At 67.2% G+C, this 14620-nt stretch carries 10 protein-coding genes; 8 read left to right on the plus strand and 2 right to left on the minus strand.

Features of this window, described 5'->3' with window-relative positions; genetic code table 11:
• Positions 1-32: 32 nt before the first annotated feature.
• A complete protein-coding gene (locus BLW56_RS11260; protein ID WP_093510928.1) occupies positions 33-515 on the minus strand; it encodes a peroxiredoxin in 483 nt (160 codons plus the stop codon).
• A gap of 130 nt (positions 516-645) precedes the next feature.
• Between BLW56_RS11260 and BLW56_RS11265 the strand changes: the two genes are divergently transcribed.
• A complete protein-coding gene (locus BLW56_RS11265) occupies positions 646-1209 on the plus strand; it encodes a YqgE/AlgH family protein (protein ID WP_093510570.1) in 564 nt (187 codons plus the stop codon).
• A gap of 9 nt (positions 1210-1218) precedes the next feature.
• Here BLW56_RS11265 and BLW56_RS11270 read toward each other — a convergent pair whose 3' ends face one another.
• The gene (locus BLW56_RS11270) at positions 1219-1617 is read right to left on the minus strand and encodes a hypothetical protein (RefSeq protein ID WP_093510571.1); all 399 of its coding nucleotides are present in this window, start codon (positions 1615-1617) and stop codon (positions 1219-1221) included.
• A 393-nt stretch (positions 1618-2010) separates the two neighbouring features.
• Between BLW56_RS11270 and ahcY the strand changes: the two genes are divergently transcribed.
• The 7 genes from ahcY to addA all read left to right on the plus strand — a co-directional run bounded on the left by ahcY (position 2011) and on the right by addA (position 14587).
• On the plus strand, positions 2011-3426 hold the full coding sequence (gene ahcY, locus BLW56_RS11275) for an adenosylhomocysteinase (RefSeq protein ID WP_093510572.1): 1416 nt from the start codon (positions 2011-2013) through the stop codon (positions 3424-3426).
• A 181-nt stretch (positions 3427-3607) separates the two neighbouring features.
• Positions 3608-5971 (plus strand): PAS domain-containing sensor histidine kinase, encoded by a 2364-nt coding sequence (locus tag BLW56_RS11280; protein WP_093510573.1) that lies wholly within the window; start codon positions 3608-3610, stop codon positions 5969-5971.
• Positions 5972-5982: 11 nt separating this feature from the next.
• A complete protein-coding gene (gene tsaE / locus BLW56_RS11285) occupies positions 5983-6420 on the plus strand; it encodes a tRNA (adenosine(37)-N6)-threonylcarbamoyltransferase complex ATPase subunit type 1 TsaE (RefSeq protein ID WP_371262231.1) in 438 nt (145 codons plus the stop codon).
• A complete protein-coding gene (locus tag BLW56_RS11290; protein WP_093510929.1) occupies positions 6417-7388 on the plus strand; it encodes an aminoglycoside phosphotransferase family protein in 972 nt (323 codons plus the stop codon). Before tsaE ends, BLW56_RS11290 begins: the two co-directional genes overlap by 4 nt.
• The gene (locus BLW56_RS11295) at positions 7385-8104 is read left to right on the plus strand and encodes a nucleotidyltransferase family protein (RefSeq protein ID WP_256203393.1); all 720 of its coding nucleotides are present in this window, start codon (positions 7385-7387) and stop codon (positions 8102-8104) included. The genes BLW56_RS11290 and BLW56_RS11295 overlap by 4 nt, the downstream gene beginning before the upstream one ends.
• The gene (gene addB / locus BLW56_RS11300) at positions 8097-11093 is read left to right on the plus strand and encodes a double-strand break repair protein AddB (protein ID WP_093510576.1); all 2997 of its coding nucleotides are present in this window, start codon (positions 8097-8099) and stop codon (positions 11091-11093) included. Before BLW56_RS11295 ends, addB begins: the two co-directional genes overlap by 8 nt.
• Positions 11090-14587 (plus strand): double-strand break repair helicase AddA, encoded by a 3498-nt coding sequence (gene addA, locus BLW56_RS11305; RefSeq protein WP_093510577.1) that lies wholly within the window; start codon positions 11090-11092, stop codon positions 14585-14587. The genes addB and addA overlap by 4 nt, the downstream gene beginning before the upstream one ends.
• Positions 14588-14620: the final 33 nt, after the last annotated feature.

The raw sequence follows: 14620 nt of genomic DNA on the forward strand, positions 1-14620 counted from the left end.
GGTGGCCCGGTGCCGGACCGCCCCCGATTTCCTTAAAGCTGTTCGAGCATATGGTCGGCGCTCGACACCTTGAATTCGCCGGGTGCTTCGACGTTGAGCTGTTCGACGACGCCGTCGTTGACGATCATCGAGAAGCGCTGGCCGCGCTTGCCCATGCCGAAGGCGGTGCCGTCCATGGTGAGCCCGACCGCGTCGGCGAAGGCGCCATTGCCGTCGGCGAGCATGGTGACGCTGTCGCCGGCGCTGGCGCTCTTGCCCCATGCGCCCATCACGAAGGCGTCGTTGACCGCGGTGCAGACGATTTCATCGACGCCCTTGGCCTTGAGTTCGCCGGCCTTGTCGACGAAGCCCGGCAGATGCTTGGCCGAACAGGTCGGGGTGAAGGCGCCGGGAACCGAGAAGAGCGCGACCTTGCGGCCCTTGAAATAGTCGGCGGTCGTCACCTGTTCGGGGCCGTTCTCGGTGACCTTTACGAAGGTCGCGTCGGGGAGCTTGTCTCCGGTCTGGATCGTCATGGTCGGCATCCTTTCACTCGAGGGGATATGGTGGCGGTGACATCGGGTGCGCGGGTCGCCAAGTCAAGCGCGGCGGGATGGTTGCGCGAAGGGCTGGACCGGGCCGCCGCAACGGGGCATGATGTCGCGTATGGACACAGACCCCACCTGGTTCACCGGCCAGCTGCTGCTTGCGCTGCCCGGAATCGGCGATCCCCGTTTCGAGCATTCGGTGATCGCGATGATCAGCCATGACGAAGAAGGCGCGATGGGCATCGGCATCGATGAACCGATCGACGGCATGACGGTCGGTGCGGTGCTCGACCAGCTTGAGATCGAGCATGATCGCCCGCTGGAGCAACCCGTGTTCCTTGGCGGGCCGGTCGAACCCTCGCGCGGCTTTGTCTTGCATAGCCGGGATTGGGGCGGCGAGGCCGCGGTGCAGGTCAGCGACCGCTGGATGGTGTCGAGCTCGCACGACATATTGCGCGCGATCGGCGAAGGGCGCGGGCCGTCGCGCTGGCTGGTCGCACTCGGTTATGCGGGCTGGTCGTCGGGGCAGCTCGAAGGCGAGATGGTTCGCCATGGCTGGCATGTGACGCCGGGCAGCGATGCCCTGTTGTTCGAAACGCCGCCCGCCGAACGGTGGCAGGCGGCGTTTGCCGAAGCGGGAGTGGACGCCCGCTTGCTTACGACGGAAGGCGGCGAGGCCTAACCTCGACTATCAGCGCGCCAGCGCGAGGAGCGGCTTGCCCTGATTGAGGTTCGCGAGCGCAGTGCGCGCCGCCCAGCGCGAGTCGACATAGTCGCCATTGGCCAGTTCGACATCGTAGCGGATCGGGCTGCCGATTGCATTGTCAAAGGCGGCGGCGGCTTCGGCGGTGCGACCCAGACGAGCGTAAGCGGTCCCGAGATTGATCAGGCGCGAGGGATCGCGCGCATCGAGCGTGGTGTCGCCCGTCAGCTTGTCGACCACCGCGCGGTTTTCGCCCGCCTTCAGTTCGGCAAAGGCAACCGGAAGCGTGTCCGAATCGGCCTGCGGTGCCGTGACGACGACGATCGATTGCGCCGCGGCGGGGCTCGAAATGGCCAGAGCGATCAGCGGCAGCAGAATTTTTTTCATCTTTCGTATCTCCCCGAAAACTTGAGCCGATTTTCTCGTGCAACGCAGGAAAAGTCAATATTTCCGGGGGTTTGTAACACTTTTGTCACAATCAGGAATTAAGCTGAACGCAAGGCGCATTATAAGTCAGGATTTTCAGAATCTTGGGCTTTGCGACTCCGTGTCACAATTGGGAGGCGCGGATTGTCACAATTGCGGCCTGCAAAAATTTTTTCACGAGCGACGTGCATTTTGCGCGCCGATTCGTTCGGCCGTTGTTCGGCGCCGGACGGTGTTTCGCATGCGATATAAAGAAAAGTTTATATTTGATCGCGAGCGGCGTTTCGGCTAGGGCGCGCAAGATAATTTCGTGGCCGCTCGCCTGCGGTCGTATTGCCAATATGGAGAATCCCCGTGGCCACTCTCGCCGCCGACGCCCGCGATTATGTCGTAGCCGACATCGCCCTCGCCGATTTCGGGCGCAAGGAAATCAACATCGCCGAAACCGAAATGCCGGGCCTGATGGCGCTGCGCGCCGAATATGGCGCGGCGCAGCCGCTGAAGGGCGCGCGCATCACCGGTTCGCTGCACATGACGATCCAGACCGCGGTGCTGATCGAGACGCTGACCGCGCTCGGCGCCGAAGTGCGCTGGGCGACGTGCAACATCTTCTCGACGCAGGACCATGCCGCCGCCGCGATCGCCGCGTCGGGCGTCCCCGTGTTCGCGGTGAAGGGCGAAAGCCTGGCCGATTATTGGGACTATGTCGGCCGCATCTTCGACTGGGGTGTGGAAGACGGCACGACCTGCAACCTGATCCTCGACGACGGCGGCGACGCCACGATGTTCGCGCTGTGGGGCGCGAAGCTCGAAGCCGGCGAAACGATGCCGGCCCCCGAGAATGAAGAAGAGATCGAGATGCAGCGCGCGCTGAAGGAGTTCGTTGCCGCGAACCCCGGCTACCTGACCAAGACCGTCAAGGCGATCAAGGGCGTGTCGGAAGAAACGACGACCGGCGTCCACCGCCTGTACCACATCGCCAAGAAGGGCGAGCTGCCCTTCCCCGCGATCAACGTCAACGACAGCGTCACCAAGTCGAAGTTCGACAATCTTTATGGCTGTAAAGAGTCGCTGGTCGACGCGATCCGTCGCGGCACCGATGTGATGCTCGCAGGCAAGGTCGCCACGGTGGCCGGCTTTGGTGACGTCGGCAAGGGCTCGGCCCAGTCGCTCCGCAACGGCGGCGCGCGTGTCCTCGTCACCGAAATCGACCCGATCTGCGCGCTGCAGGCGGCGATGGAAGGCTTCGAGGTCGTGTCGATGGACGAAGCCGTGAAGCGGTCGGACATCTTCGTCACCGCGACCGGCAACGCCGACGTTATCACCGCCGAACATATGGCGGGCATGAAGAATATGGCGATCGTCTGCAACATCGGTCACTTCGACAGCGAGATCCAGATCGCGGCGCTCGCGAACTACAAGTGGACCGAAGTGAAGCCGCAGGTCGACCTGGTCGAATTCCCCGACGGCAAGCAGATCATCATCCTGTCGAAGGGGCGCCTCGTGAACCTTGGCAACGCGACCGGCCACCCGTCGTTCGTGATGTCGGCGAGCTTCACCAACCAGACGCTCGCGCAGATCGAGCTGTGGACGCGCAGCGAGCAGTATAAGAACGATGTCTATGTCCTGCCCAAGCATCTCGACGAAAAGGTTGCGGCGCTGCACCTCGAAAAGCTGGGCGTGCATCTGTCGCAGCTGACGCAGAAGCAGGCCGACTATATCGGTGTTCCGGTCGAAGGCCCGTTCAAGCCCGATCATTACCGCTATTGATTTCTTCGCCTGACGGCGAAGACGACACCGGCCGAAACGGTCAGAAAACTGTGGACGGCGCGCCCATCGGATGATGCGGCGCGCCGATCCGTATGACATGCGATTGAAACATGACTCCATCGTCTTTAGGGCAGGCGATCATGCGCGCGGGATATCCGGACAAACATGGACCTGAAGCGGGATGAGCGGATCGCTTTCCCCGGAGCTGACGTTCGCCCTCGGTCTGTTCGCGGCGCTGTGGTTTATCGCCGGTGTGTGGGCGACGGTGCGCGGGATTGCGATGCAGCGGCGCTCGGCGTTCGTGGCGGGACAGGCCGAACGGCTCGCCAGCCTGGTCGAGGCGTCACCCCAGCTTCCCGTCATCGTGCGCGCCGACTGGCGGATCGAGGCGAGCGAACGGCTTGGGCGCTGGCTGGGACTGGACCGCGGACCCCGGAATTTCGACGAACTGCGCGGGTTGGGCAGCGGGCTCGATGCCGTCGGCCACGACGCGCTGCGGCAGGCGATCCTCGGCGCGCAGCGCGGTGCCAAGCCGTTTTCGCTGAGCCTGAAACCCGACGGAAGCAGCCGCACGATCATCGTCCATGGCGCCGCCGCGCCGCAGGCGGTCGGCGGACCCGGCGGCGTGCTGCTGTGGCTGAGCGATGCGACCGATGGGCAGCAGGCGCTGGCGCATGCACGCAGCGAGCGCGACGAGGCGATGGCGGCGTTCGAGGCGCTGTCGGGGCTGATCGAGGCGGCCCCCTTTCCGATGTGGTTCCGCGACACTGACCTCAACCTCGCCTTGGTGAACAACGCCTATGTCCGCGCGGTCGAAGCGAAGAGCGCGGTCGCGGTGATCGATGGCGGGATCGAGCTGTGCGAGACCGTTGCGGGCATCAGCGCCGCCGAAGCCGCCGACGAAGCGCGCATCGCGGGTTCGGCGCAAATGCGCACGATACCCGTGACCATCCAGGGCGAACGGCGGATCATGCGCGTCGTCGATGTGCCGTTGGCGCCCGAGGGGGCGCGCGTGATCGGCGTCGCCGGATATGCGATCGACATTCAGGAACTGGAAACCGAGCGCGGGGCGCATCGCCGCTTTGTCGATACCCAGCGCGAATTGCTCGATCGATTGTCGGCGGCGGTCGCGCAGTTCGGGCCCGATCAGGGGCTCAGTTTTGCCAATCTGCCGTTCCGCCGCCTGTTCGGGCTGGAGGCCGACGATGTCGCCGAGGCGCTGCCGTTCGCGCGATTGCTCGATGCCTGGCGCGAGAGCGGACGGACGCCCGAGGTGCGTAACTATCCCGAATGGCGTCAGGCGCATGTCGACTGGTTCGCTAAAGCCGAAGCGAGCGAAGAGGATTGGCTGCTGCGCGATGGCACGCATTTGCACGTCGTTGCGCAGCCCACACCCGATGGCGGGTTGCTGCTGATCGCCGAGGACAAGACCGAGCAGGTCCAATTGGCCGGGGCGCGAGACACGTTGCTGCGCGTGCGGACCGCGACGTTCGACAATCTGTTCGAGGCGGTGGCGGTCTTTGCACCCGACGGGCGACTGCATTTGTGGAACCAGCGTTTCCGTCGCCTGTGGGGTATCGACGAGCCGACGCTCGCGGCGCATCCGCGGGTCGATGCGTTGATGGGCGGGCTTGCCGACCGGCTTGCGAAACCGAACCAGATCAGTATCGTGCAGGAAGTCATCCGCGCCGCGACCCTCGAACGGCAGCAGCGCGTCGGCGAGGTTCGTTTCGCCGACGGGCGGCATTTCGATTTTGCGTCGATCCCGCTGCCCGACGGCAACGCGCTGCTCATCATGCTCGACATCACCGCGAGCCGGAAGATGGAGGGGGCGCTGCGCGAGCGCAACGAAGCGCTGGAGGCGGCCGACAAGTCGAAGACCGCCTTCCTGTCGCGGATGAGCTATGAACTGCGGACGCCGCTGACCTCGATCGGCGGTTTCGGCGAAATGTTGCAAGCCGGATATGCCGGCAAGCTCGGCGATCAGCAGCGCGCCTATATCGACGCGATCATGGATTCGGTCGCGGTGCTTTCGCGCCAGATCGACAATGTGCTTGACCTGGCGCAGGGCGAGGCGGGTACGCTGGCGATCGAGCGCGCGCCGGTCGAGATCGGCGTGCTGCTTAAAGCCGCGCTCGACGATGCCAAGGCCTTTGCCGATAGCGAGAAGGTCGAGCTTGTCGGCAATATTTCCGCGAACCTCGGGCAGATCGATGGCGATGCGCCGCGTTTGTCGCGCCTGGTCGCCGGGCTGCTCGACAATGCGGTGCGCTTCACCGCGCCATTGCGAAAAAACGGCGGACGCGTGCTGTTGCATGCCGATGGCGATGCGCGCGGCGTCGATATCATCGTATCCGACAATGGCCCCGGCATGCCCGAGGCGGCCGTTGCGGTCGCCAAGGGGCAACAGGCGGGCACGGCGACGGGGGGCATCGGCCTTGCGCTTGCGCGCCAGCTCGTCGCGGCACACGGCGGGACGATGGAAGTGGTCAGCGAGCAGGGACAGGGCACGCTCGTGCGGATCAGCCTTCCGCGCGGCGCATGACGGATTTTTCGATGCAATATGATCTGGTCGAAGCCGAGCGGATCGGTGCGGCGATCGGAGCGGCGCTGGCGGCGGGCGATGTCGTGCTGCTGTCGGGCGATCTTGGCGCGGGCAAGACGACGCTGGCGCGCGCGATGCTGAAGGCGCGCGGGCTTGTGGGCGAGGCGCCAAGCCCGACCTTTGCGATCGTCCAGCCTTATGCGCCGCCCGAGGTCGATTTGGCCGTGGCGCATGTCGATCTCTATCGCATCGAGGACGAAGACGAGCTGATCGAGCTCGGGCTCGACGATTATCTGTACGACGGCGCGCTGCTGATCGAATGGCCCGAGCGGTTGGGCGGCGACGTCTGGCCGGGGGCGCTGCGCTTGAGGATTTCGGGTGAGGGCGACGCGCGCGTCTTGACAGCCGATGTGCCTGCGGCTTGGGGAGCAAGATGGCCGTTCCGATGATTCCGCCCCCTCATGCGCCCGCCTTTCTCGCCGCGCACGGCTGGGGCGATGCCCAGATTTTGCCGCTCGCCGGCGATGCGTCGTTCCGCCGCTATTTCCGCGTCGTCGATGGCGACCGGCAGGCGGTGTTGATGGACGCGCCGCCGCCGCACGAAGACCCGCGGCCGTTCATCGCGGTCGCCGAATTTCTGTGCGAACAGGGGCTGACCGCGCCGACGATCCTCGCGCGCGATCTGGAGCGGGGCCTGTTGCTGATCGACGATTTCGGCGATGTGCGGCTGCGCGAAACGGTCGACGCGGCGCCGCATACCGAGGCTGACTATTATGCGGGCGTGACCGACCTGCTCGTCCATCTCCATGCGCGACCGCCGATGGCCGGGCTGCCCGTGCATGGCCTCGATCAATGGCTCGACGAGGTCATGCTGTTCAGCGACTGGTATTGCCCGGCGCTCGACATCGAGGTCGACCGCGATGCCTTCCGCGCCGCATGGGCCGAAGTGCTGACGCCGGTCGAAACCGACGGCCTGCCGCGTGTCACCGTGCTGCGCGACTATCACGCCGAAAATATCATGCTGGTGCGCGGCAAGGACGGCATCGCGCATTACGGCCTGCTCGATTTCCAGGACGCGCTGGTCGGACACCCGGCCTATGACCTCGCTTCGGTGCTCGAGGATGCGCGGCGCGACGTGAGCCCGGCGGTCGAGGCGGCGATGCTCGCGCGTTATCAGGCGGCCACCGGACAGGATATCGAGCGCGCCTATTGGGCGCTGGCGGCGCAGCGCAACACGCGCATCCTGGGCGTCTTCGTTCGCCTGTGGAAGCGCGACAACAAGCCGCATTACCGGAGTTTCCAGCCGCGGATGTGGGGGCTGCTCGAACGCGATCTGGCACATCCGGCGCTTGTCCCCGTTCGGCAATGGTTCGACGCCAATGTCCCCGCTTCGAAACGAGCGGAGGCCTGGTCGTGAGCGTGAAGATCGAAAGCGCGATGGTGATGGCGGCGGGCATCGGGAAGCGCATGCGCCCGCTGACCGCGACGCGTCCGAAGCCGCTGGTGCGCGTCGCGGGCAAGGCGCTGATCGACCACAGCCTCGACCGGATCGAGGCGGCGGGGGTCGAGCATGTCGTCGTCAACGTCCATTATCTCGCCGATGCACTCGAAGCGCATCTGGCGGCGCAAAAGCGCAGCTTCACGATCGCGGTTTCGGACGAGCGCGGGGAATTGCTCGAAACGGGTGGCGGGATGGTGAAGGCGCTGCCGCAACTGACCGGCGACCCGATTCTGATCGTCAACAGCGACAATATCTGGACCGACGGGCCCGAGGACAGCATCAAGCATCTCGCGCGCCATTGGGATGGCGAGCGGATGGACGCGCTGTTGCTGCTGATCCGGCAGGCGAGCGCCACGGGGCATGGCGGGCGCGGCGATTTTCATATGGATGGCGACGGCAAGCTGTCGCGCCGCAAGCCGGGACGGATCGCGCCTTTCGTCTATACGGGCATACAGCTCATTTCGCCGCGGCTGCTCGACGGTGCGCCCGAGGGGGCGTTTTCGACCAACATATTGTGGGATCGCGCGATCGCGGCGGGACGGCTGTACGGCCTGTCGCACATGGGCCAGTGGTTCGATGTCGGCACCCCGGCGAGCATCGCGCCGACCGAAGCCGCGCTGACGGATGGCTGACGCCAAACCGACCGTCTTTTCCATTCCGGTCCAGCGGGCCTTCGCCGATGCGCTCGCGGCGGGGTTGATCGACCGTTATGCCGATGGCGCGCTCGGGCTTGCACAGGGCTTGATCGTGCTGCCGAGCAACCGCGCGCGGAGTGCGGTGCAGTCGGCGTTCGTGCGCGCGGGCGCCGCCGGGCTGCTGATGCCGCGGCTTGCAGTGATCGGCGACGCCGACCTCGATGAAAGCGTTGCCCTCGCGCTCGATCCGATCGACGAGAGCGATGCGATTCCGCCCGCGATCGACGCGCTGAAGCGGCGGCTGATGCTCGCGGGGCTGATCGAAAAACATAATCCTGCCGGCGAAGATCCGATCACCGGCGCGGCCGCGTTCCAGCTCGCCGAGGGGCTGGGGCGGGTGATCGACCAGCTATATTATGAAGAGATCGCGCCCGCGCGGCTCGCCGATATCGAAAGCGCGCTCGGCGATCTTGCGGGGCATTGGCAGGCATCGTGGCGGCGGCTGTCGTTGCTCGTCGAAAAATGGCCGGCGATGCTCGTCTCGACCGGGCAGATCGACCGCGCCGACCGGCGCAACCGCCTGCTCGATCGGGTAACCCGCGGCTGGCGGCTGGCGCCGCCCGCGCGCTTCGTCGTCGCGGCCGGCGTTACCACCGCTGCGCCCGCGATCGCACGGTTGCTGCGAACGGTTGCCGATCTGGACGACGGCATGGTCGTGCTGCCGGGGCTCGACCTTGGCATGGCGGACGAGGAGTGGGAGGCGCTCGGGCCGGTGAAGGCCGATCCCGAAAAGCCCCACGAGCGCCCGCTCGAGACGCACCCGCAATATCATCTGAAGCTGCTGCTGGGGCGCATGGGCGTGTCGCGCGGCGAGGTGCAGGCGTGGGAAGCGGCGTCGACCTTCGACGGTCCCGAGGCGCGCGGCGCGTTCACTTCGCTGCTCTTCGCGCCCGCCGCCTATACCGCGCGGTGGCAGCAGGCGGGCGATCTGAGCCCCGGGATTTCGGGGATCCGCGCCGCTACCTTCGCCGACGACGGTCAGGAGGCGCAGGGAATCGCACTGATGATGCGCCATGCGCTGGAGACGCCGACGCGCACCGCGGCGCTGGTGACCCCCGATCGTGGGCTCGCCGAGCGTGTCGCGAGCGCGCTGCTGCGTTGGGGCATCGAGGTCGACGACAGCGCGGGGCGCCCGCTCGGCCAATTGCCGCCGGGCACGTTGTTGCTGTCGCTCGCGAACCTGGCTGCGCGCTTCGATCCGGTGCGGCTGCTCGCGGTGCTGGGCCATCCGCTCGTGCGCAAGGGCGACGGGCGGCTTGCGTGGCTCGATCGGGTGCGCCGGCTCGACCTGCTGCTGCGGGAGCCCGGGCTGACGCCGGGATGGGACGGCGTATCAACGCGTGTCGCGGCGCTGGCGGCGCGAAAGGAAGATGCGGCGGAATTTGCCGACTGGTGGACGGCAGTGGCCGACGGGCTCGGTACATTGCTCGCGCCGTTCGGCAATGGCGCGCCGGCTCCGCCCGGAACCTTGCTCGCGGCGCTGCAGGCGGCACTCGGCTGGTTGACCGGCGAGGCGGTGTGGGCCGGGCCGGCGGGGCGGCAGCTCGCCGACCTGTTCGATCGCTGGTCGCTGGCGCGCAGCGACGGCCCCGCGCTGATCGCGGCCGAGGATTTCCCCGCGATGCTGACGGACCTCATCGGCAGCGAAAATGTGCGGCCGCCCTATGGCGGGCATCCGCGATTATTCATCTGGGGTCTGCTCGAAGCACGGTTGCAGCGCGCCGACCTGATGATCCTGGGCGGGCTCGATGAAGGGCGCTGGCCGCAGGCGACGAACCCCGACGCCTGGTTGGCGCCGGGCATCCGCCGCCTGCTCGGGCTGCCCGCGCCAGAGCGGCAGCAGGGCGCGGCGGCGCATGATTTCGTGGGCGCGCTTGCAGCGCGCGAGGTCGTCGTGACGCGCGCGCAGCGGAGCGGTGGCGACCCTGCGGTCGCTTCGCGTTTCTGGCTGCGACTTGGCGCGCTCGCGGGCGACCTTCCCGAAGCCGAAATCGACGGGCAGCCGGTGACGGCGCTTGCCGCAATGCTGGATGTGCCGCCGGGCGCAAGCGAACCCGCCGCCAAACCGCATCCCGCGCCGCCCGCCGATGCCCGTCCCGATGCGATCAGCGTCACCGGAGTCGATCAGCTCGCGCGCGATCCCTTCGCCTTTTACGCCGCGAAGATCCTGCGGTTGTCCGAACTCGATCCGCTGAGCAGCGGGCCCGACGCCAAATGGTTCGGCACGCGCATTCACCGCCTGCTCGAGGATTGGCAGCGTGCGGGGATGACCGAAGCGGCGCTGGAAAAGGAACTGACGGCACTCGAAGCCGATCCTGCGCTCGACGCCCTCGCGCGCGCCTTCTGGTTGCCGCGCATCGTTCCGTCCTTGCGCTGGGCGGCGGAGACAGTGTGGGTGGCGCGCGACGAGCGCTGGCCGGTCGCGACCGAGGCGCGCGGCGCGGTGGTGACGGGCGGTATCCGCCTGCACGGTAAGGCCGACCGCGTTGACCGGATGGCCGACGGGGGCCTTGCGATCGTCGATTACAAAAGCGGCGCGGCGCCATCGGGCCGTGCGGCGGCGGAAGGGCTCGACAACCAGCTCGGTCTGCTGGGGTTGATTGCCGAAGCGGGGCAGGTCGAAGGGATCGACGCCGCGGCGGTCGGTGCGCTCGAATATTGGAGCCTCAAGCGCGACCGGGCGAAGGGCGCCGAGGGCAAGATATCGGCAACGCATGGCAGCCGCCGCGAACTCAAGACCGCGGAAGACGCGATCGCGCGCGCCGCCGACGCGCTCGCCGATCTCAGCACGCGCTTCCTGCTTGGTTCCGAACCCTTTACGCCGGGCGATCCGGGGTCGCGCTACAGCGATTTCGACCAGCTGATGCGCCGCGACGAATGGTTCGGGCGCGGCGACCGCGATTTGGGCGAGGGGGACGCGGCATGATCGATCCCGCCAAGCTTCTGAAGACGCTCGACGAGGGGCAGGCCGCCGCTGCGCATCCCGAGGATCATGTCTGGCTCGGCGCCTCCGCGGGGACGGGCAAGACGCAGGTGCTGTCGGCGCGCGTGCTGCGGCTGATGCTCGGCGGCGTGTCGCCCGAGGCGATTCTGTGCATCACCTTTACCAAGGCGGGCGCGGCCGAAATGGCGCACCGCATCCACGAGCGGCTGGCTTTGTGGGTGCGTGCGAATGATTTCGATCTGCGCGCCGATTTGCAGGCGCTCGGCGCCGATGTGCATCAGCCGGGCATTCTCGACCGCGCGCGGTCGCTGTTCGCGACTGTGATCGACAGCGCGTCCGGTGCGATCCGCGTCCAGACGATCCACGCCTTCTGCCAGACCCTGCTCGCGGGCTTTCCGCTCGAGGCGAAGATATTGCCGGGATTTCGTGCGCTCGAGGATAGTGAGGCGAGCGCATTGCAGCGCGACGTGCTGGGCAAGCTGCTCGCGAAGTCCGATGCCGACGGCGACGCGATGCGCGCCGTCGCGGCGATGCTGGCACGGCGCATGGGGCAGGATGCGGCCATCGCCTTTCTCGCGCGCTGCGCGAGCAGCTTTGGCGCGGTCCATATGCCGCGGCTGGCACCGAAGCGAGCCGATGTGCGCGATGCGCTCGGCCTGCCGCAAGGGGAAGCGCGAGACTGGCAGGCGGCAATGCTTGCCGGAGGTATGATCGCCGACGCCGATGTTGCCGACGTGGCGGCGAGCGGACGGGCGTGGGGAACGAAGACCGGCACGGCGCGCGCCGAACTGATGGGCGACTGGCTGGCGGCCGACGGCGCGGCGCGGACGGTGATGCTGGGCGCGTTGCTCGGCTGTTTCGTCACGGGAACGGGCGACATTCGCGCCGACTTCGCCAAGGAAAACGGGCGGATGAACGATTGCCTCGGCGCCGCATCGCGGATCGTCGCAGCAGCCCAGCCCTTGCTCGCCACCGCGATCGCGATGGGGGTTGCTGACGATCTGGCGGCGGCGTGGGATTTGGGGAGCCGGTTCGCCGAAGCCTATGCGCTCGCCAAGCGCGAGGCGGGGCTTGCCGATTTCGAAGATCTGATCAGTCTGGCAAGCGGCCTGCTGCATCAGGGCGATTTCGGCGAATGGGTGCGCTTCAAGCTCGACCAGCGCACCGACCATATTCTGGTCGATGAGGCGCAGGACACCAACGCGCGGCAATGGGCGATCATCCTGTCGCTCGCCGAGGAGTTTTTCGCCGGGCAGGGCGCGAAGGACGATCGCATCCGCACGATGTTCACCGTCGGCGACCGCAAACAGGCGATCTTCGGCTTTCAGGGGACCGAGCCGGCCGCTTTCGAGGCGGCGCGGCTGCGTTTTGGGCAGCGCGCCGAGGAAAGCGGACGGCCGTTCGAGGACGTCGACCTCGTCACCAATTACCGATCGAGCCCCGCGGTGCTCGACGTTGTCGACGCGTGGATTGCGGGCGATGCGGCGCAGCATATGGGGCTCGACAGCGACGAGCCGCCGCACTTTCCCGCCGATTTCCATCGCGACCGGCCGGGGCGCGTCGAGCTGTGGCAGCCGCTGCCGGTGGGCAAGGCGCTGGATGCCGACGCGGTGGAAGAAGACGTCGGCGAGGATGGCGACGATGCGCCCGCGCGCGACCCACTCGCCGCGGCGAACGACCCCGCGAGCCTGCGCCTGTCGCGCGCGATCGCGGACGAGGTGCAGGACTGGATCGCGAACGGCAAGGATGGGCGCAGCGTCGCGCCGGGCGACATCCTGATCCTCGTCCGTCGCCGCCGCGACCTTGCGGCGCGGATCGTTGCGCGGTTGCAATCGCTGCATGTCCCGGTTGCGGGGGTCGACCGCTTTGCACTGACCCAGCCGCTTGCCGTGCAGGATCTGCTCGCGGCGATGCGCTTTGCGGTGCAGCCGCTCGACGACCTCAATCTGGCCTCGCTGCTCGTCTCGCCGCTGTTCGGATGGGATCAGGAGCGTTTGTTCGGATTGGCCCATGCACGGTCCGGATCGCTGTGGGAGGCGCTACGCGCGCCGGGCGCCGATACGCCGGAGGAGACGCTGACGGGGCTGCGCGACCTGCTCGGCATGGCCGATTTCACCACGCCCTTCCGTTTCCTCGAGCGCATATTGTCGGGACCGATCGACGGGAGGCGCAAACTCTACCGCCGGCTGGGGCGCGAGGCGCGCGATCCGATCGACGAACTATTGTCGCAGGCGCTGGCGTTCGAGCGGCTGGAGGTGCCCTCGCTGCTCGGCTTCCTGACGCGGATCGACGCGAGCACCGCCGACATCAAGCGCCAGACCGAGGGACGGAGCGACGTGGTGCGCGTGATGACGGTCCACGGGTCGAAGGGGCTGCAAGCGCCGATCGTCATCCTCGCCGATGCGACCGACGATCCGCAGTCGAAGCGGACGAGCTTCGACCTGTCGCTGCGCCAGTGGGACAAATTGCCCGCGTTCGGGCTGGGCAAGGAGGAACGGCACGGCCCCGTCGCCGAGGCGCATGACGCGAAGCAGCGCGCCGAGCTGCAGGAACATTGGCGGCTGCTCTATGTCGCGATGACGCGCGCCGAGGAGTTGCTGGTCGTTACGGGCACCCGGAAATCCGACGAACTGCCCGCGAACAACTGGCATAGCGCGGTCGAGGCGGTGATGGCGGGCATGGGCGCCGAATGGCAGGACGCCGGGCCGCGCTGGGGACAGCGCCGCGTCCATGCGGTGCAGCCGAAGAAATGGGCGCGCCCGCCGAAGGACAAGGCGAAACAGGTAGCGCCCCCTGTCGCGATTCCCGGCTGGGCGCTGATGCCGGCGCCCGAGGAAGCGCGCCCGCCGCGGCCGCTCGCGCCATCGGCATTGGGCGCGGACGATGTCGCGACGCCGCCGCAGGGGGGCGAACGAACCGCAGCGGTCGAGCGGGGCCTGTTGCTGCACGCGCTGTTCGAGCGGCTGCCGCCCGTTTCGCCCGACCGTCGGCGTCCCGCGGCGTTGCATTGGCTTTCGGCGCAGGCGACGACGCTCGATGATGGCGCACGCATGGCGATGGTCGACGAGGTGCTGGCCGTGCTTGCCGATCCGGCGCACGCCGCCTTGTTCGGGCCGGGGAGCCTCGCCGAAGTTCCGCTATCGGCGGTCGTCGATGGCGTGGTCGTCGCGGGGATCGTCGACCGGCTGCTGGTGACCGAGGATGTAGTGACCGTGATCGATTACAAGACCGGGCGCCATGTGCCCGCGACCGTCGCGGAGGTCGCGCCCGCCTATCTGCGTCAGATGGCGGCATACCGCGATGCGCTTCGCGTGGTTTTCGCCGGAAAGCGGGTGGAGGCTGCGTTACTCTATACGGCGGCGCCCCGGCTGATCCTGCTCGGCAATGCCTTGCTCGACGCCTACAAGCCGGGCTTGCTCGCAACCAAGGCGAATTTGCCGGGTTCAACCCTTGAGCCCGACGCGCCGACGCCCTAGTTTGGGACCAACGATATTTCAGGAGTTCAGACT

It is taken from the genome of Sphingopyxis sp. YR583, from assembly GCF_900108295.1.
In the GTDB taxonomy this organism is placed as follows: Bacteria; Pseudomonadota; Alphaproteobacteria; order Sphingomonadales; family Sphingomonadaceae; genus Sphingopyxis.